Annotated in this window: 11 protein-coding genes; 7 read left to right on the top strand and 4 right to left on the bottom strand. The window is 57.6% G+C overall.

Going from position 1 to position 19,660, the window contains the following annotated elements; genetic code table 11:
- A partial coding sequence (locus tag GS605_RS18655) for a heme lyase CcmF/NrfE family subunit (RefSeq protein ID WP_171724946.1) occupies nt 1-1,291 on the bottom strand: 1,291 nt, incomplete at its 3' end.
- A 236-nt stretch (nt 1,292-1,527) separates the two neighbouring features.
- Between GS605_RS18655 and GS605_RS18660 the strand changes: the two genes are divergently transcribed.
- Nucleotides 1,528-2,637: a transporter gene (locus GS605_RS18660; RefSeq protein ID WP_170417865.1), complete on the top strand. Its 1,110-nt coding sequence runs from the start codon at nt 1,528-1,530 to the stop codon at nt 2,635-2,637.
- A gap of 4 nt (nt 2,638-2,641) precedes the next feature.
- On the opposite strand, the gene GS605_RS18665 is transcribed toward GS605_RS18660, so the two are convergent.
- From GS605_RS18665 to GS605_RS18675, 3 genes are all read right to left on the bottom strand, one after another.
- Complete coding sequence (locus GS605_RS18665; RefSeq protein ID WP_050605729.1) at nt 2,642-3,307, bottom strand: hypothetical protein; 666 nt, start codon at nt 3,305-3,307, stop codon at nt 2,642-2,644.
- Between the two features lie 257 nt (nt 3,308-3,564).
- Complete coding sequence (locus tag GS605_RS18670) at nt 3,565-4,797, bottom strand: type II toxin-antitoxin system HipA family toxin (RefSeq protein WP_171724947.1); 1,233 nt, start codon at nt 4,795-4,797, stop codon at nt 3,565-3,567.
- Nucleotides 4,797-5,108 (bottom strand): helix-turn-helix transcriptional regulator, encoded by a 312-nt coding sequence (locus tag GS605_RS18675; protein ID WP_253283349.1) that lies wholly within the window; start codon nt 5,106-5,108, stop codon nt 4,797-4,799. The genes GS605_RS18670 and GS605_RS18675 overlap by 1 nt, the downstream gene beginning before the upstream one ends.
- Nucleotides 5,109-5,487: 379 nt before the next feature.
- Here GS605_RS18675 and repA point away from each other — a divergent pair, with 379 nt between their 5' ends.
- The 6 genes from repA to GS605_RS18705 all read left to right on the top strand — a co-directional run bounded on the left by repA (nt 5,488) and on the right by GS605_RS18705 (nt 19,638).
- Entirely contained in the window at nt 5,488-6,663 is a 1,176-nt protein-coding gene (repA, locus tag GS605_RS18680; RefSeq protein WP_171724949.1) for a plasmid partitioning protein RepA, read from the top strand.
- Complete coding sequence (gene repB, locus GS605_RS18685) at nt 6,663-7,622, top strand: plasmid partitioning protein RepB (RefSeq protein ID WP_171724950.1); 960 nt, start codon at nt 6,663-6,665, stop codon at nt 7,620-7,622. The genes repA and repB overlap by 1 nt, the downstream gene beginning before the upstream one ends.
- A 177-nt stretch (nt 7,623-7,799) precedes the next feature.
- Entirely contained in the window at nt 7,800-8,915 is a 1,116-nt protein-coding gene (gene repC, locus GS605_RS18690) for a plasmid replication protein RepC (protein ID WP_171724951.1), read from the top strand.
- Between the two features lie 337 nt (nt 8,916-9,252).
- Nucleotides 9,253-15,003 (top strand): DUF3320 domain-containing protein, encoded by a 5,751-nt coding sequence (locus GS605_RS18695; RefSeq protein WP_253283350.1) that lies wholly within the window; start codon nt 9,253-9,255, stop codon nt 15,001-15,003.
- A complete protein-coding gene (locus GS605_RS18700) occupies nt 14,981-16,204 on the top strand; it encodes a DNA repair exonuclease (protein WP_171724953.1) in 1,224 nt (407 codons plus the stop codon). The genes GS605_RS18695 and GS605_RS18700 overlap by 23 nt, the downstream gene beginning before the upstream one ends.
- The gene (locus tag GS605_RS18705) at nt 16,204-19,638 is read left to right on the top strand and encodes a YhaN family protein (protein WP_171724954.1); all 3,435 of its coding nucleotides are present in this window, start codon (nt 16,204-16,206) and stop codon (nt 19,636-19,638) included. The genes GS605_RS18700 and GS605_RS18705 overlap by 1 nt, the downstream gene beginning before the upstream one ends.
- The last annotated feature ends 22 nt before the right edge of the window (nt 19,639-19,660 follow it).

Genomic DNA, 19,660 nt, shown 5'->3' on the forward strand with positions numbered 1-19,660 from the left:
CCCCGGCCACCCATTTGAGCCGGGACAGAACACCGCGCAAATCCGCCCGCTTCCATGACAACAGCGGCCCAATCCCCATTACAACGACTAGAACCAGCATGATCGGCACGAAACTGGCGTTGTAATAAGGTGGTCCAACCGAAATCTTTTCACCTGTCACAGCCTCAAGCAAAAGCGGATAAAGCGTACCGAATAGAACCGTCGCCGTTGCGGTGGCCAGCAGCAGGTTGTTAATAAGCAAACCGGCCTCGCGGCTGATCGGGGCAAAAAGACCGCCGCCCTCCATCTCCGGTGCGCGTATGGCAAACAGCGTCAATGAACCACCGATCGCGACAGCCAACAGCGCCAAGATGTAAATGCCGCGTTCGGGATCGACCGAAAACGCATGGACCGATGTAAGCAAGCCTGAGCGGACAATGAATGTCCCCAACAAGGACAACGAGAAGGTCAAAACGGCCAGTAGGATCGTCCAACTTTTGAAGCTGCCGCGCTTTTCGGTCACAATGGCCGAATGGAACAGCGCTGTGCCAGCAAGCCAGGGCATAAACGAGACATTCTCGACCGGATCCCAGAACCACCAGCCGCCCCAACCCAGTTCGTAATAGGCCCACCAGCTGCCCAGAACGATACCAAGTGTCAGAAACACCCAGGCCGCCAATGTCCAGGGTCGGACCCACCGCGCCCATGCCGGATCGACCCGCCCCTCAATCAGGGCAGCCACGGCGAAAGAAAATACGATAGAGAAGCCGACGTAACCCAGGTATAGGAACGGCGGGTGCATAGCCAGGCCGACATCCTGCAACAGCGGATTTAAATCCTGACCATCCAGCGGTGCCGGAAACACCCGGTCAAACGGGTTCGAGGTGAACAGCATGAATGACAGGAACCCCGCGCTGATCCAGGCCTGCACTGCCAGAGTGCGCGCCTTGAGTTTCAGTGGGATGTTCCGAGCCAACAGAGACACACCCAGCCCGAAAATCACCAATATCAGAATCCACAACAGCAGCGACCCTTCGTGGCTACCCCAGGTCGCAGCCACCTTGAAAAGCATCGGTTTCAGCGAATGAGAATTGCTGGCCACATTTAGCACAGTGAAATCGCTGACCACGAAGGACCACATCAGAGCGGCGAAGGCGATAGCAACCAGCGCTGTCAGTAGGACCGAGGTCGCAGATGCCGATCGCATCCACATGACATTGTTCCGTGCTGCTCCAATCAAGGGAAATACGCTTTGCACCAAGGACACGGCCAGGGCAAGCGCCAGGGCGAACTGCCCGATTTCCGGTATCATTCCAATCCCTCCGGATTTCCGGTTTTGCGGCCTTGTCCGACAATCCAGCGCTGGAGGGTCAAGCGCATTATTGCCGCACCCCCTTCGGCTGATGCATGCTTGACGAGCGCAAATCTGGCCGGCGGCCTTGACCTTCCAGCGCTGGAGACCCCCACCATTTCGACTTCACCGATGGACGTACCGAACACTTTGTTTTCAGGGCAGGGACTCAGGAAACAAACGAACACGAGGGCATCATGACACGGAGCAACAGCAAGATTACGTGCGTCTGGCAACGCCTCCAGGCTGTAATACTGGCTGGGGGGCTGAGCCTTGGGTCAACTGCCATGGCCCAACCGGAAACCCGTCCGGCTGACAACGTGGCGATGAACCCGCAAGCCTCCAGCAACATGTCAGGTATGGGAAGCATGTCCAGGATGATGCGCCCCGACGCGGTGCCGCCAACGGGTGTCGTTGGCGGTATGCATCCACCCGAGGGTGTTTTGATGCCTGTGTTCTCTTACATGAACATGGAGATGGACGGAAATCGTACCGGAACGCAGTCGCTGTCTACCTCGAACGTTCTGTCGCAGTATCCGATCGCGCCGCTCAGCATGAGCATGAACATGGCGATGGTCGGCCTGATGTACGGTGTGACCGACGAGATCTCGGTGATGGCGATGCTGCCCTATACCCGCAAGACGATGAAGCACCAGACCCGCATGGGCCAGACCTTTAAGACCAGGGCACAGGGGTTTGGCGATCTGAAGATCATCGGCGGATATGATATCTACAAATCCGACGGGCAGGTGCTGGAACTATCTCTTGGCCTCAGTCTGCCGACTGGCTCGATAGACGAGACCGACACCACGCCAGCTGGGCCGGACCAGCTGCTGCCCTACCCCATGCAACTGGGTTCAGGCACCTACGACCTGCTGCCGGGCGTCACCTATACGGGCCAGAACGCGGATTGGTCTTGGGGCGCCCAGCTGGCCGCCGTGATCCGGATGGGTGAGAATGATGCCGGTTACACCTTGGGTGACGTCTATTCAGCAACAGTTTGGGGTGCACGGCGCTGGAATGACCAGTTCAGCTCCTCGTTGCGGGTGGTCGGCGACATCGTGGAAAACATTGACGGGTCGGATGCGCGCCTGAACCCAGGCATGGTGCCCACCGCTGATCCGACCCTGCGCGGCGGCCAGTTTCTGAGTATCGGAATCGGAGTGAATTACCTTGTGCCGGGGTCGGGCGTTTTGGCGGGCACGCGCCTGGGTATCGAGGGCGTGATCCCTGTGTATCAAGATCTGGATGGGCCCCAGCTTGAACGCGATTACGCAGTCTCCTTCGCGATACGCAGGGCGTTCTGACCCTTCAGCCCCAAACCGACTGTAAACGGACAATCAGCGCCGCCGCGGTGGTCAGAACGACCACTGACACCGCCATCAGTAGCAGGGCCAATGTCACAGGTCCGCCGCGCCCAGGTACGCGACGTGCCAGTTGGGCTGCAAATCCAGTACCGTGGGCGATCTGGCTCTGAACGACGGATAGGTATAGCGGCAGCGCTCCGACCAGCGTGGCGTACAGGTAAACGCCTGAGATGTTCTCGAAGTAGGCGGAGCGTACCAGCGTCGGACCGACTACCCGCAACGCCACTACGGGATCACCGCCGAAAGACCCGAACCAGTCTGCCGAAAGCGCGTAGATCAGCGCGTGCAGCGCGATGAACAGGACGGCCCGTAGCAGCAGGTCAATTAGCAGATACCGGGCCGGGATGGCCCCCCTGCCCCGCGCCCTTACCCCAACGGCGAAAAGAAAAAAGCTGAGATAATTTAAAAGGAAAACGACCGGCAACCCATTCGTCACCACCTGACGCAAAAACCGAACAAACGCGGGACCACTGTTCAGGAGGTGCGTCGCAAAGCCCGGCGTGCGCAAAACGAAGATGGCCAACAGCGGAAACAACGCAAGGCAACTGACGATCAGCGTGTTTCTGGCAAACTTCCAGAAAGGCAATTCAGTGGCAAAATATCTGTTCATTTCATTTAGTTTGCCAACGGTTCCAGCGCAATGTCGATGCCAATTGGTTTACAGACCTGCGACAGAACCTCCGATTTTATTATTCCGCAAGCCCTCTACCTACTTTACGCGCAAAATCTGTTACTTTTGCTCGTTACTTTTGTTGCGCTATCAGTTTCAAGTTACACTCGATAAGTATCGCTTATCATGTTTAATTGATTTTGCGAGGAAATGCGCACAGAGCTGCAATCACACCAAAGAAGTCGGGGCCGCCTTGATCAACTTTTGCCGACCGAATTCAGTCTTTTTACTATCTCTCTACTTCGTTCTTCAGGAACTCCACTTACATCTGCAAAGACTGGCCACTGTTTCGCCGCATGGCGCACTTGCTCGATGATTTCAAGCACGCGTCGTTTTCGAATGCCGCACCCCTCTCCTGCTGCAACCAAATCTTCATGAGTCGGGTTCCTGCCGTTTCCATTCACACTCAGATGATGTTCGCCGCCAGGGCCGTCGGAAAAGCTCAGGTCATATGCGGGCGTCAGGCGCCATGTTCCGTGATGGTCCATCAGGAAGGCGTGGTTCTTGATGTGGTCATCGCGGTTGTGGGTTAGAACGTTGAAGACCATACGCCGAAACATCTCTTCAACGTCACCCTGATGGTTGGTCATGAAATAGGTCAGTTTCAACAAGGTTTCATAGTCCACAACCGGTGCGGTGAAATCGGCGTTCAGAATACCCGCGACCGTGTGCATATGCAGCCGCCGACCCTCGGGTCGATCAAAGCGAAGGGTTGCGAACAGGTCTTCACCCGAACCGGTCGAAAGCAATCGTGTGTCCGACATGTTGATTCCAGCCGCGCGCGCCATTTCCGCATAGGCTTGTTCCTCACGCGCGGCGCTGGACGGGTCGGACGAGGATCGGAATTTTATGAGGTAATGGCTGAACCCCTCCCCTGCCCCGTTGCGATGATCCCGCAACATGCCGGTTTCTGTGTTCACCAAGGCGACAAATTTTGGCCGCGCCCCGGCCGAGCCGCCACTGCCTGCGCGAAGCCGGGACAGGTCCTCGACAGACAAGTCCTGTTCGATATGCTGGGCAGTTTTAGCGAACCAATCCAGGTCGATATCTTCCTGTTTGGTCAGTTCCTCTTCGGGATGATAGCAAAGCGCCCCCATGCCGTACTGGCCGACTATGGCCAGACGGTTTACTGGCGTCAGCTCATGAACCGCCCTGCCCCGCCGTGCCATCTCACGGTCAATCAGCAAGCGGCCCCAGCCATCAGGCAGTGAATCCGCCAGGACACCCGGCAGCCCATCAAACGGAGTATGGTCGCCAAAATGCAACCCCTGCCAGGATCGGATCGCATATGGCGAAATCGGCAACGGGTTTGCGACGAACTCCGGCGCCCATTCAATGGCGGCACGTCGCTGGTCCTTGACCCACGCCACCTGTCCAACCACACGCCGATGATCTCCAAAGTCCAGTTCGATGTTCAGACGATCAGCCATCAGCCCTGCCTTTTTCCGGCCCGCTTGCGGTCAGCCCTTGCGGACCCCAATTCCTCCAGTGACGAAGCTGCTGGCTTTGGAAACAGATCTTCGAATACGTCCAGCGCGCCCAACGCCCCGGCAATCGCCAAAAGTGCCGCCAGTGAAATCTCGCCACTTTGTTCAAACCGTTTCAGTGTCGACAGCGGCACGCCCGATTTTTCGGCCAAAGCCTGCTGTGTCATGTTATGAGCCAGGCGCAGACCGCGGGCAGAAAAACGAATCTTGTCCTGCACCGAGCCAGGTGTCGGGGTCTCAAAGCTAAAGGTCAATATATTGCCCTTTCGCGCTAATTTTATCATCTAAGGATAATATAATGTCTTTTGCCACCAAAGGAAACCTGCGAATCCTGCCCGTGTTCGCCCTCTTCCCCGCCTTAGGATGATTCCCGAACGTCTGTTTCAAAGCTTGATCCGAGACTATCACTGATGTTTCACGAGATTTTCCATGAATTCCATGGGGATTCACAATTATTTATTCCTTTCAATGCTTTGCGTCGTGTATTGTTTTGAAAAGCCGCTCCTCTACTATATATTGCAGACCCTGCGATATCTCGACATTGAAGAAGTTGTTGCCAAACCACCCCCTTCTTGCGTAAAAAACGATAAAAACAGCGTTGGCGAAAAACAGCGTTACTGAAAGAGGGCAGACGTGGCTGAACCTATCCACATCAATCAGCGTGTTCGCGAGAACGCTGAGAATCTGACTGCGGCTTTGGAAAGCCACATGATGACAGTGTTTGCGCCCGACGCGCGCAAAGAGCTTCGACTGTTCAGCGCCGGAGAAGCCGCCGGTCTGCTGGGTATCTCACCCAGCTTTCTGCGCAAACTGCACTTCGACAGCCGAATCCCTGATGTACATACCACCCCAGGTGGTCGTCGCCACTATTCCGCTGAAGACCTGCTAACCATACGCGAAGAGCTGGAGTCGACCGCAAAGACAACTGGGACTTATCTGAAAGGCCGCCAGACGGGTGACAAGGTGCAGGTTCTGTCCTTTCTCAACTTCAAGGGCGGATCGGGCAAAACGACCAGTGCAATCCACACAGCACAGCGTTTGGCCTTGAAAGGATACCGGGTTCTTACCGTCGATATTGACCCTCAGGCGTCTTTGACCACTCTGTTTGGCTATCGCCCTGAATACGACTTTCTTCAATCAGGTACGATCTACGACGCCATCCGATACGAAGACCCCCTGCCCCTCTCCAGCATCATCCAGAAAACCTTTTTCACCGGTATTGATCTGGCCCCGGCCGGTTTGATCCTGCAGGAATTCGAGCACGAGACCCCGCAGGCATTGCTGAACAACGTGCAGCCTGCGTTCTTTTCCCGGATGGCGACCGCCCTTCAGGAAGTCGAGGACAATTACGACGTGATCATCTTCGATTGCCCGCCGCAACTGGGCTATCTGACCATGTCCGCGCTGTGTGCATCGACCGGGGTGCTGATTACAGTCGTGCCCAATATGCTGGACATCGCCTCGATGTCCCAGTTCCTGCAAATGAGCGCGGAGTTGTTGGACGTGGTCGCCGAAGCGGGTGCGCCGATGGATTTCGACTTTCTGCGGTTTCTAATCAATCGCTATGAACCCAGCGACGGACCCCAGCAACAGGTTGTCGCCTTCCTGCGGCAGTTGTTCGGAAATGAGGTCATGGTTGCGCCGATGCTGAAATCCACCGCGATTTCCGATGCTGGACTAACTCAGCAGACGGTATACGAGGTCGAACGCAGCCAATTTCACCGCAACACCTATGATCGTGCGGTAGACTCATTGAATCTTGTCAATGACGAGATCGAGTCGTTGCTTCAACATGCATGGGGGCGCTGATGGCACGTAAAGGCATTCTGACAACCAACCTGAACCAATCCGGCGGGGCTGCAAAACCCGAAAAGCCCCGGATGATGCCACGCGGCGCGGTTGGCGCCTTGCAGTCTTCCTTGTCGAAACTACAGGAAAACGCGGTGCAAGAGATCGACTGCGCCCTGATCGACGATGCTGGGCTGAAAGACCGGTTGGGGATGGACAGCGAGGCACAGCGACAACTGGTCGAAAGCCTGCGCACTTATGGGCAGCAGGTTCCGATCCTATTGCGACCGCACGCCAAAGAACCGGGCCGGTTCGAAATCGTCTATGGCCGCCGCCGCCTGATGGCGCTGAAAGAGCTTGGCCAGCCGGTCAAGGCGATGGTCCGGCAACTGGACGACCACGCGCTGGTTCTGGCGCAGGGACAGGAGAACACCTCGCGTCAGGATCTGTCCTTTATCGAAAAGGCCAGCTTTGCCGCGCAGTTGAAAGAGGCTGATTACGACCGCGAGACCATCGCGGCGGCCCTGTCGATCGACCAGCCGATGGTGACGCGCATGCTCAAGGTTGGGACGGCATTCTCCTTGCCCTTCCTGCGCCAGATCGGGTCTGCGCCCAAAATTGGCCGCGACCGTTGGATGACACTGGCCGAGGCCCTGAAAGACAAAGCCGCCACCAGCCGCGCCAGCACTTTCATGAACCGCCCCGAGTTTCTGACACTGGACTCGGATCAACGGTTTGAGGCGGTCCTGAAACACGTGCAGAAGAAACCAAGCGCCAGCAAACCAGCAGCAGCCAAACCGCGCACTTTGCGTGACGCCGCGGGCAAGGCTCTGGCCGATGTCCGGCTGACAAATCGCGGCGTGACCCTGAACATTCCGTCGCGCACGGCAGACGGCTTTGACGCCTGGTTCGAAACAAATGCCGAGACCCTGATCACCGAACTTCACGACCGCTGGAAAAACGAACGGTCGGAAGACTAAGACCACAGAGAAGCAACCACAGGAGGCACGAGCAGACCACAAAAAAAGCCCCCCAGGACAGATGATCCCGGAAGGCCCTTTTCAATCTTAGCACCTTTGAAATAGCCCCTCCGAATCGGTCCTGTCAACTCTGCGCGCTGCGCGGGGCAGGGATTTTTTGTGTTTCGTGAAAAAAATATGAAACATGCGTCCCAAAGTGACTTTGGGCGAGGGGCAAGTTTTGCCCTGTCGTCTGTCGACAAATGGGAAGTGCTGTCCGCGCTGACCACGGCCTCAGCGGATTTCGACATCTCTCATCGTACATTGACTGTGCTGAAAGCCTTGCTGACCTTTCTGCCAGACCGGGACATTCCGACCGAACCGGGCAGGGCGGTTGTGTTTCCCGCGAACCGCACCCTGTCCGAACGCCTGAACGGGATGCCCGAAAGCACCCTGCGCCGCCATCTGGCGCGGCTGGTGCAGCTGGGTCTTGTCAACCGTCACGACAGCCCCAACCGCAAACGATATGCCCGACGGGTAGGGCAGGGGGTCGAACTGGCTTTCGGCTTTGACCTGTCCCCGCTGAACGGTCATGCCGATCAGATTTTCCTGACCGCTGAACGCGCCACCCGCCGCGCTGAACGCATTAGAACTCTGCGTGACCGGATCGCTCTGGCACGGCAACAGCTGATTGCTCTGAATGACAGCCGCTTTACCGCGCTGATCGAAAACGCACGCCTGATCCTGCGTCGCAAGTCCTCCGAACAATCGCTGCATAAATTGACCCAGGAAATGGAAGACACAGCCGACCAAAACACAGGCAATGCTATCCACCAGCCTGAATTGCGAACCATTCAATTGAGCGGCCCTGACAATCAAAATGAGCGGCACATACAGGATTCATCTGAATCTAAATTTGACTCTGAAGAACAGGCCTCGGACTCGCAAATTCCGGCTGACAAAAAAAACGATGACGCCAATCTTCATATCGTTCTCGATATATGCACCGAGTTTCAGGACTACTATCCCAAGCCGATCACGGGATGGGCAGAGTTGGTAACAGTTGCTGAGAAACTGTCGCCCATGATTGGGATTGATCCTCCGGTCTTCAACGAAGCGCGAGTCCGTATGGGAGCTGCAACCGCGGCAATATCTGTCCTTTGCATTCTTGAACGTCTGCAAGACATCCGAAGCCCTGGCGCCTACTTGCGCAAGCTGACGCAAAAAGCGCAGAAGGGCACATTTTCATGCATACCAATGCTGAAGGCCTTGGAAAACAAAGGGAAATCGGAGAATTGTCAGCTGACAACTTGAAAAATGCCGTAAAAACAATGGTGTAAGCTATTATTGTGGCAGGGAAACTGACGAAGCTAGATTTTCAAGCGCTTTTGTGGCCACTATGAATTGGATTTCAAGAGCTTACCACTTGCACAACGGTATTCCCCACGTATCCTGCGCAAAGTTACAGAGTGATACATGTATTACAGGTTATTTACCATCATTCCAGATCGGCAAGCGCGTTTCTCGATCGCATCAGAAAATTTAAACATAAAGACTTATGACCACAGATCATTCTCAATCCTCGACAGCTGACAACACTTCGGCCGAAACAATCGAGACGATAGCCCCTTCTACCAGCCTGCAATTTGACATGGCTAAAAAGGTAAACTTCGCCTCTGCACAGAATGACATCCCCGTTCTCAAGACGCTGTCGATCACCAATATGACCGATGGCCCGCTGGATAACATCCAGATAACCCTCACCGCACAGCCCGCTGTGATAAAATCGAGGACCTGGATCATCGACCGGTTGTCCCCGATGGGGAGTTTTGAACTGGGCGATCTGGCGACGCCTCTGGACGTACAGAAACTGGCCGGTCTCAATGAAACGGAAATCGGATCTCTGACCCTGACGGCTTCGACGGACGATGGTCCGTTGTCGTCAGAAACTCTGCCTCTGGAGCTGCTGGCCCGCGATCAATGGGGCGGGCTGGGTGACATGGACCGGCTGCTGGCAGCCTTTGTATCTCCGAACGATCCCGTGGTGGCGGCGATCCTCAAGGAGGCGTCGCTGTTGCTGGAACGCAGTGGGCACGATGGCTCGCTTGAGGGATATCAATCCGGTGACCCGCAGCGCGCATGGATGATCGCTGGCGCAATCTGGTCGGCCGTGACCGGTATGGGGCTGACTTATGCCAACCCGCCTGCATCGTTCGAGGTTGAGGGGCAGAAAATCCGTGCGCCCGAACGAATTCGCAGCGAGGGGCTGGCCACGTGTCTGGACAGTTCGCTGCTATTGGCCGCTGCGTGGGAACAGGCGGGGTTGCATCCTGTTGTCCTGTTTAGTCGCGGTCACGCCTGGGCCGGGGTCTGGATCACCAATCGGGATTTTGGGCACGTGACCGAGCCGGACGTGATCACCGTGCGCAAGGCGACTCACGCGAAAGAGTTCATTCCGGTTGAAACCACCCTGTTGACCCAACGCCCGACTGCCGGATTTGAACAGGCGGTCGAAGCCGGGCGGTCCCGTGTGTCCGAGGATCGTGAGCAGGAATTCCTGATGGCTGTTGACATCACCCGCGCGCGCTCGGCCCGGATCCGTCCGCTGGCCAGCCACGTGGCGGCTGATGCCGGTGTGGCCGAGCATATTGAGGCTGCCCCCACGAAACTACCGGACCCTATCGACTTTGGCCTGTTGCCGTCCGAAGTGATCGAACAAGTTCCCGACACGCCCAAAGGACGGATCGAACGTTGGCAGGCGAAGCTGTTGGACCTGTCGCTGCGCAACCGGCTGCTGAACTTCAAGCCAAGTAAACAGACTGTGCCTTGCCTGGTGCCTGATGTTGGCGCTTTGGAGGATGCATTGGCCGCGGACAAGGCGTTCCGCGCCTATCCGCTGATGGAGGATGATCCCATTGGCGAGCGTCAGCTGTCGCGGCAGGACAGGGACGAGATCATCGCCAGCGCAACGAAAGATGCGTTCGAGCGCGGCCAGATCACGATGCCGCTGGATCGCAAGGACGCTGACAACCGCCTGCTGACCCTGTTTCGAAAAGCCAAGAGCGATCTTCAGGAAGGTGGGACAAATACTCTGTTTCTGGCAGCAGGGTTCCTGCGCTGGCAGCGAGAGGGCGAAAAACGAAGCTATCGCGCGCCGCTGCTGCTGATCCCGATCAAGCTGGAACGCAAATCGGCGCGGTCGGACTTTAGAATCCTGCACCATGAAGACGAGGTTCGGTTCAACTCGACCCTGCTGGAATTTCTCAAGCGTGATTTCGACCTGACCTTGCCCGAGCTTGAGGGCGAATTGCCCCGCGACGACAGTGGCATCGACCTGCCGCGTATCTTTGAATGGATGCGCCAGCGGGTGCGCGAAGTGCCGGGGTTCGAGGTTGTGGAAGAGATCGCGATCTCGACCTTTTCCTTCTCGAAATACCTGATGTGGAAAGATCTGGTCGAGCGCACCGATCAGTTGCGCAATAACCGGCTGGTGGCGCATCTGGTCGACAACCCTGACAAGACCTTTGAGGGCGGGGCAGGGGACGCGATCCCAGCCGAACAGATGGATCACAAGCTTGCGCCCAAGGATCTGGTCACGCCTCTGCCCGCTGACAGCTCGCAATTGTCAGCCGTAGTTGCGGCGGCTGAGGGGCGGGATTTCGTACTGATTGGCCCGCCGGGCACCGGCAAAAGCCAGACCATCGCCAATATCATCTGCCAATGTCTTGCCCATGGTAAAACGGTGCTGTTCGTCGCTGAGAAAGCCGCAGCCTTGGATGTTGTGCAACGCAGGCTTGAGGCGCACGGATTGGGCGACGCGGTGCTTGAACTGCATTCCAACAAGACCGACCGCAAGCGGGTTCTGACGCAGCTTGGCCGGGGATGGGACAGGGCCTCGGCCACCAATGAACAGGACTGGCTGGACATCACCGAGAAGCTGCGGATCAAACGCGACCAGCTCAACACCTATGTGCAGGCGGTTCATGCCAAGGGCGCGCAAGGGTTTTCGGTTTTTGACGCGATTTCATGGACGGCGGGAGCGCCAAAAGGGTTGAAACTGTCCTTTGCGGATAAAGATGCCCATGATCAGCACAGCTTTGACCGGTTGCTTGAGATCACTGAGGAACTTGGCCGTACCTATATGGCTGTAGGTGGTGGCACACCGCTGCCATTGGTCGGTGAGGCCGAATGGTCACATGCCTGGGAAGACCAGATCATTGACCAGGTCAAAACCCTGAGGACTTGTATCGACCGCGCCATGCGATCATCTTCGGATCTTGCAGGGCAGTTAGCATTGAGCCCGGACCGGACGCTGATGCCGGAGCGACGCGCTTTGCTGACAGGTCTGTCGCGCCGTATTGATCCCGACGCGGACGATCTGCGCATGGTGCCGCGCCTGTCAGAGCGCGACCTGCACGCCGAAGTGGATCAATTCGAGACCGCGCTTGTTGCGTTCATGGACGCGCAGGACCAATGCAGCGCGTCCTACACCGAAGACAATATGAAACGCCTGCCGTTGGATCAGCTGGATGCGGAATGGCGCGCGGGTGTGGCGGGGTTCTGGCCATTTTCCGCCCTGAAAAAGCGCAAGACCCGCAAGTTGCTGCAAACCTATGCCAGCTCGGGACAGGTTGAACCGGGCAGGGATTTGCCAGCGTTGGAAGAGTGCCGCAAACAGCTGGCAGTGCTGCAGGATAGCCCGGTAGCCGATACCGCCGGCGCAGACCGGTCGCTGCACAGATTGAAGGGGCGGGTGGCTCAGGCGATCTCGTTGCGAGCGACATTGGCCGGTGCGCAGTCTGAGATCAACGATACTGTTGCGTTCGGTGCCACTATCGCTGCGTTGGAGGAAGGACCCACGGGCGAGTTGCGACAGGCAATGGAGGACTGGCAGGCGGCGGACAGCGCATTGAATGCGACAATCACCGAGTTCGCTGGGCTTGGCGGCTTGGTGGACACCGATCTGCCCTTACGCGATCTTCTGGAGGCCGTGGATCAGACACTGGCGCAACGCGGGCGGCTTGCGGACTGGACCCGCTGGGTTGCCATTCGGAACAAGGCCAAAGCCGCGGGGCTGACGCCTCTGGTCGATGCAATTGAGGCGGATCAGTTGAAAGGTGATCCCGTCGCCGAATGCCGCAGCGCATATGCCCGATGGTGGTTGCCTCTGGCTATGGATGCCTCGGACCCGCTGCGCCAGTTCGCGCATTGGGAGCATGAGGATATCGTTGCGGCCTTCCGTAAGCTGGATGACGAGGTCGCCGAACATGCTCCGCGCGAAGTCATGCGACGCATTCATCACCGCCTGCCCGCGAGGGACGGGGTGCCCAGAAAATCGGAACTGGGTGTTCTACGGCATCAGTTGGGGCTGAAACGCCCCTCGATGGCGATCCGGCCTCTGCTGGAGAATCTGGGCGACGTTCTGCCCAAACTTGCCCCTTGCGTGCTGATGTCGCCGTTGTCGATTGCGCAGTATCTTCCGGCAGGTCAGGCGACGTTCGACGTTGTGATTTTTGACGAAGCGTCGCAGATCACGACCTGGGATGCCATCGGAGCAATCGCGCGGGCGAAACAGTCGATCATTGTAGGCGATCCCAAGCAGTTGCCGCCGACCAACTTTTTTGGCCGCAGCGATGAGGCTGAGGAGGACGCCGAAGGGATGATTGGCGACATGCCTTCAATTCTGGATGAGGTGGCGACCGCAGGGATCCCGACGCGCAGGCTGGATTGGCACTATCGCAGCCGGGATGAGGCGCTGATCGCGTTCTCGAACCACTTCTACTATGATGGTGGCCTTGTCACCTTTCCTGCACCCAGCACGGGCAGCGAAGCTGTGACGTTCCACAAGATCGACGGCACCTATGCGCGCGGGGCAGGGCGGACCAATGCGGATGAGGCCAAGGCGATTGTGGCGTTGATCCGCCAGCGTCTGACCGCTTGGCTGAACCACCCCGAGGAGGATCGGCCAACGCTGGGTGTGATCACCTTCAACGCGCAGCAGCAGGGGCTGATCCTGGACCTCCTGGACAAAGTGCGGCGCGATGCACCTGAACTTGAATGGTTCTTTGCAGAAGAGCGTGAAGAGCCGGTGATCGTGAAAAACCTTGAGAATATTCAAGGGGATGAGCGTGATGTGATGCTGTTTTCGATCACGTTCGCTCCGGACCTTGCAGGTAAATTGTCGATGAACTTCGGCGCGTTGAATGCGGATGGCGGCGAAAAGCGTCTGAACGTTGCCGTCACGCGGGCCCGGCGCGAATTGCATGTGTTCGCCTCGCTGACCCATGATCAGATTGATCTGTCGCGCACCCGGGCGACCGGGGTGCGTGATCTGAAAACCTTTCTGGACTATGCCGAGCGTGGCCCGGTTGCGCTGGCCGCGCGCGAGGAAGGATCGCTTGGACCGGCTGAAAACCCGTTTGAACAGGCCATTGCCGAGGCGTTCCGAGCCAAAGGGTGGGAGGTGCGGACCCAGATCGGTGTCTCGGGCTTCCGCATTGATCTTGGGATCGTGAACCCGGATCGGGCAGGGGCCTATCTGGCCGGGATCGAATGTGACGGGGCCACCTATCACAGCTCTGCCACGGCGCGGGATCGGGACAAGGTGCGGCAGGCGGTGCTGGAAGGATTGGGTTGGACGATCCTGCGCATCTGGTCGACCGACTGGTTCCGCGACCCGGCGGCGGTGGTTGACCGATTACATGAAAGATTGGAGGCACTGCTGGAGGAAGACCGCGCGGCGCGGCAGGAAGCAGAACTTGAGGTTGCGGAAGAAGATCTGCCAGAGGTGCGGGCCTTGCCCGCGCCCGAGCCGCCTCAGGCCGACAGCGTGCCGCCGGAACCCAAGCCGGAAGAGGTTGATGGGTCTCAGACTTTCGCTTCGAGGGTCCAAGCGCCCGAGTTGCACAAAGATGACGGGCCAAAGGCTGACCCGGACCGTTTTTTCGATCTTGGGTATTTGGGGGTTCTGCGGCAGATCGTTCACGAGGTTTTGGTCGATCAAGCCCCGATGCCGCTGCGCAATCTGGGTCGCGAGGTCGCAAATCGCCACGGGTGGCAGCGCACCGGGCGCCGGATTATGGACAGAGTAGAACACGCGCTTGGTGCGGCTGAACTGCATGATGAGTTCGGCACTCCGTTTGTCTGGCTGGCAGGCACCTATCAGGATCGAATTCCGTATCGCGGGCTGGAAAACCGCGCCATCCGCGATGTGTCCCGCACCGAGGTCGCTGCTGTACTGGATGAGATCGGCGCGGACCTGAAGGCGTCAGAGGATCCGGCGGGGGATTTGGCCCGCCACCTTGGCCTGTCGCGGGTTAGCGGGTCAGCGCGTCAACAGATTGAGGAGATCATTCGGTGGTACGAGGACCAGACGGGCAATGAAGATTCTGCACACAGCTGACGTTCATCTGGATTCGCCGCTGAAATCTCTGGCCCTGCGCGACCCGGAATTGCGTGAACGCGTACAGACTGCCAGCCGGGCCGCTTTTGTCAGGATCGTTGACACGGCCATTGCTGAAGAAGTGACCGCCCTGTTGATTGCAGGAGACCTGTTTGACGGGGCCGAGCGCAGCGCCCGTACGGCGGCTTTTCTGGTGATACAGTTGGAGCGTCTGCGCGAATGTGGAATCCGGGTTTTCTACATCAAGGGTAACCACGATGCTGAAAACCCGGTCACGGGTGAGCTGAACCTGCCGGACAACGTTCATGTATTCGACGGGCGCGGCGGCAAGGTACAGGTGTCGCCCGAGGTTTGGATTCACGGTGTCAGTTTCGCCAGCCGCCATGCGCCTGACAGCTTGCTGCCCAAATTTCCCGGCCCTGTGGATGGGGCCGTCAACATTGCCATGTTGCACAGTTCGCTGGCCGGGGCCGAGGGGCACGATCCTTATGCCCCTTGCAGTGTCGGCGATCTGGTCTCTTCAGGATATGACTATTGGGCGCTGGGTCATGTCCATCGCCGCCAGATTCACTCTCAGACACCTTGGGTGGTGATGCCCGGAATGCCGCAGGGGCGGGATATGGGTGAAACCGGGCCAAAATCCGCGACGCTGATTAGCATCACGGACGAAATCACCATCGAGGAGTTGCCGACTTCGGTTGTTGAGTTTCTGGAAATGCCCGTCGACGTGAAGGACCTCGAAACGGATGATGCCTTGCGTGATCTGCTGCGCCGCAAGTTGCGTGACGCCGCCGACGGTTTGGCTTCAGACGATGCGGTCATCCGACTGAAGCTCTCGGGGCGCACGCCGCGGCGCTGGCAGCTTTTACGCGATCAAGATGTCTGGATGGATACTGTGGCGCAATATGCCCGCGAAACCGGGGTGTTGTGGCTGGACAGGATCGTCTTTGATTTGTCTGCGAATGACGAGGCGGCAAACAGCGCGACGGATGAACTGGCCGTAATCATGAAGACCATCCGCGATCAAGCTGGGTTTGCGGAAAACTATCGCACTGAACTGGAAGATGTTCTGAAAGAAATCCCACCGCAGCGCCGGACAGAGCTGTTGCCAGATGAAGCCGAAACCAACCGTCTGGTACTGCATCTTGCCGAACGCGGTGCGCAGCGGCTGATCGCGAAGATGAAGGGGGCGTCTTCCTGATGCGTATCCAACGACTGGCTTTGGATGTTTTTGGCCATTTTTCAGGCAAGGTTCTGGACTTCGGGGCCGCTGGCCGCACATCGGATTTTCATTTGATCTACGGGCCAAACGAAGCGGGCAAAACGACGACGATGGAAGCCTATCTGCGGTTGCTTTACGGTTTCCCTAATCGTGACACCTATGGGTTCAAACATCAGCGCGCGAACCTGAAGGTGTCGGGGTTGCTGGAAATCGACGGAGACGCCCGCCTGTTCACCCGGTTGCCATCCCGCAATAGCAACTTGCGGGGTGACGCGGACGCGATACTGCCTGAGACCGCGATTGCCGCGCATTTGGGTGGGCTGTCGGCCGATGACTACCGCAGCCTGTTGTGTCTGGACGATGATACAATCGAGAAGGGTGGTGAAGAGATTGCAAATGCCCGTGGTGATATCGGCAAGCTGTTGTTCTCGGCCGCGGCAGGTGTTGCGGATCTGAATACGGTTCTGGATCAGGCGCGGGTTGAGGCAAATGCGTTGTACAAAAAACGATCCAGTTCGACACGCGTTGCCGAACTGAAACGAGAGTTGAGCGAAATCGACCGCGACATTCGGGACTTGGATGTCAGCGCCGCCGCTTGGCGCAAGCTGAAAGATGGGCTCGCGGCTGCTCAGGCCGCCGAGGAAAATGCGCGTCAGGTGCGCGATGACCTACGCGTCGAGCAATCCCAAACCGATGCTTTGCGTCGCGTGATCCCCAGATTGGCACAGCTGGACAGGCTTGTAGCCGAGATTGCGGATAAGGCGCATTATCCCGATAGGATCGACATAGATCCTGAAATGCTGGTCAAACTGCTGGCCGATCGGGGCCAAGCAGAAACGGATTTGGAGCGCCTGACAGGCAACCTGAACGAAGCCGAAAAGGAACTCGAGAATCTGCCTCCGGACGAAAGCCGTCTGAACCTGTCTCAAAAGCTGGACGACCTTGACGAGCTGCGCAGCCGTACGTTGACAGCCGCGATGGACATTCCCCGGCGCCAACGCAGGCTGGACGAGGTTGAGGCGGACATGAAACGGGTGGTGGCAGAACTTGGGGCGCCGGAGGATGCGGATGTCGGTGATTTTGTTGTGTCCGCAGCCGAAATTACGGCGCTTGAAGAACTGCGGGGCAACATGCGGGATGCAGTAACCACCCGCAATAGCAGTGCGCGCGAGTTGGGAGAGTGTGCGCTGCGCGTTGCGCAGGCAGAAAAGACTCTGCGCGAGGTACAAGAAGCCGCGCCACTTCAAAGCGGTGCGCATGAACTGCTTGTGCGTTTTGATGCCGATAGGCTGGCCCCTGCATTTGCAACGGCTTCTCAAGCCATGTTGTCCGCGGAAGCATCTGCCAGGGATGCCCTGAACGCACTTACGGTTGGCGATTGCACGTTTTCGGCGCTGCCTGCCTGCCCGGTAGATCGATCAACCGCAGAGGACCTCGCCGATCAACATGGATCGCTTACGGAAAAGATAGCGCGCCTTGATGAGAGGCTGGAAGACTACGAAGAATCTATCGCAATCAAAGCCGCCCAGATATCTGCTCTGGCTGAGGGTTCCGCTGTTGTTGGAGATGCTGAGGCGCAAGAGGCGCAGGCGCAAAGAGATGCCTTGTGGCAGGCCCATTGCACGGATTTGACAGCACAAAGTGCGGCGCTCTTTGAGCCTGCGATGACGCGGGTGGATGACATCAACGCAAGCCGTTTGGTCCATGCCGCCGAACTTGGTGCGCTTCGGAAGATGACTCAGGATCAGGCAGAAACCGAGGCGCGCAAGGAACGGGTCCTGTTGGCGCGCGAAGGATGGGCAGCGCAGGCAAAGGAATTTGAGGACCGAATAATCGATTACGCCGATAAAATCGGGTTACCCGAACTGTCACCACGTGCTATTGCGAATTGGGTTGATTTGCACGTAGCGGCGCTGGCAGCACACAGGCGGCGAAATGAGGTTGCCGAGCAACACAAGGATACGATTGAGCGCGCCGAGCGTCTACGTCAGCAACTTGCGCCGCTTCTTCCTTTGGAAGACCCGACATTTGATGCTGCGCTGGCTTCGGCCCGGGACATGGCGGATTCCGAGCGCGCGTACAAAGATGTTCTGCGCGAAACCTCGGAAAAACTGACAGAACTGCAGGGCGAGCTTGAGCGCCGCCAGAGCGGCCAGGACGATCTTGGCAGTGCCTTGGAGCGGGCAGGGGAGATTTGGCGATCCAAGGTTGGCGATTTGTTCGGCACACGGGTATCGCCTGACAGGCTTGCGGCGTCTCCGGGCGTGTTGGGCCACCTGCGCGAGTGGGATGCGACACGCCAAAGCGCTGCGCGGCAAGTGTTTGCGATGCAGGAGGATCAGCGACAGTTCGAGGCGGCGGTAGCCGAGCTGAGTACCCAATTTGCAATTGGTGAAAGCACTTCCTTGGACGCGTTTGCCCGGCTCAGGCAAATCGCTGAAAAAGCGCAAGACGATCAGAGACGATACACTGAGCTGATCGGGAAAAAAGCCGAACATACCGAACTCAGAGAAAACTGCCGTAACAAATTGGCGGACATTGACCGAACGGTGACGACACTTGGGGCCGTATTTCCAGATACGGTTGACGTCAGCACACTTGAGGCTCTTCGGAACGCTGTAGGCACGGCCAAAGACGTGATTAGGGTCCGAGCGCAGGTTGCTGAAATCGAGGAGCAAATCCTCAGCGATCTTTCAAAAGAGACACTGGATGAGGCAAGAATCGCAGCTGGGGAGCACACGCTACCTGTTCTTGAGGCCCGAGCGCAGTCTTTGGCGGGTGATCTCAAGCGGGTGGAAGACACCCTGTCAGAAACGACGGTGGCACGCGCGAATGCTGAAAAAGACCTCGGGGCGATTTCCGGCAGCGCGGAAATTGCCGAACTGGTTGAGCGTCGCGCGATACTGCACCTTCAGATCGAAGACGCCATTTTGAACTATGTCGAGCGGGATCTTGGTCTGCGCGTCGCCGAAGAGGCTATCCGCCGATACCGCGACCGCCATCGAAGTGAAATGATGGCCGCGACTGAACGCGCATTCGCTGAATTGACGAACGGGGCCTATCAAAAACTGTTGACCCAGCCGGAAGGAGCGTCGGAAATATTGTTGGCGGTTGATGGCAATGGCACGTCGAAGCAGGTTGGGGATATGTCGAAGGGAACACGGTTTCAGCTCTATCTGGCGCTCCGTGCGGCGGCATATGAGCAGATGGTCAGTCAGGGCGTTCAGTTGCCGTTTTTCTGCGATGATATATTCGAAACATTTGATGAAGACCGAACGCGTGCTGCGTGCCGTTTGATGGAGAGGATAGGGCAAAACGGTCAAGCGATCTATCTGACCCATCATCGCCACGTGGTCGAGATCGCCAAAGAAGTGTGCGAAAACCCACCAGTGATCCACAATCTGATGGATTGAGCAGCGCAGGGTGAGAGGCGTT

Source organism: Ruegeria sp. HKCCD7559 (assembly GCF_013110575.1).
Lineage (GTDB): Bacteria > Pseudomonadota > Alphaproteobacteria > Rhodobacterales > Rhodobacteraceae > Ruegeria.

What these genes read in the sequence shown, in the direction of transcription:
- GS605_RS18660 (WP_170417865.1), top strand. Translation starts at nt 1,528, where the DNA reads ATGACACGGAGCAACAGCAAGATTACGTGCGTCTGGCAACGCCTCCAG.
- GS605_RS18665 (WP_050605729.1), bottom strand. Translation starts at nt 3,307, where the DNA reads ATGAACAGATATTTTGCCACTGAATTGCCTTTCTGGAAGTTTGCCAGA.
- GS605_RS18670 (WP_171724947.1), bottom strand. Translation starts at nt 4,797, where the DNA reads ATGGCTGATCGTCTGAACATCGAACTGGACTTTGGAGATCATCGGCGT.
- repB (WP_171724950.1), top strand. Translation starts at nt 6,663, where the DNA reads ATGGCACGTAAAGGCATTCTGACAACCAACCTGAACCAATCCGGCGGG.
- repC (WP_171724951.1), top strand. Translation starts at nt 7,800, where the DNA reads ATGAAACATGCGTCCCAAAGTGACTTTGGGCGAGGGGCAAGTTTTGCC.
- GS605_RS18695 (WP_253283350.1), top strand. Translation starts at nt 9,253, where the DNA reads ATGGCTAAAAAGGTAAACTTCGCCTCTGCACAGAATGACATCCCCGTT.
- GS605_RS18700 (WP_171724953.1), top strand. Translation starts at nt 14,981, where the DNA reads ATGAAGATTCTGCACACAGCTGACGTTCATCTGGATTCGCCGCTGAAA.
- GS605_RS18705 (WP_171724954.1), top strand. Translation starts at nt 16,204, where the DNA reads ATGCGTATCCAACGACTGGCTTTGGATGTTTTTGGCCATTTTTCAGGC.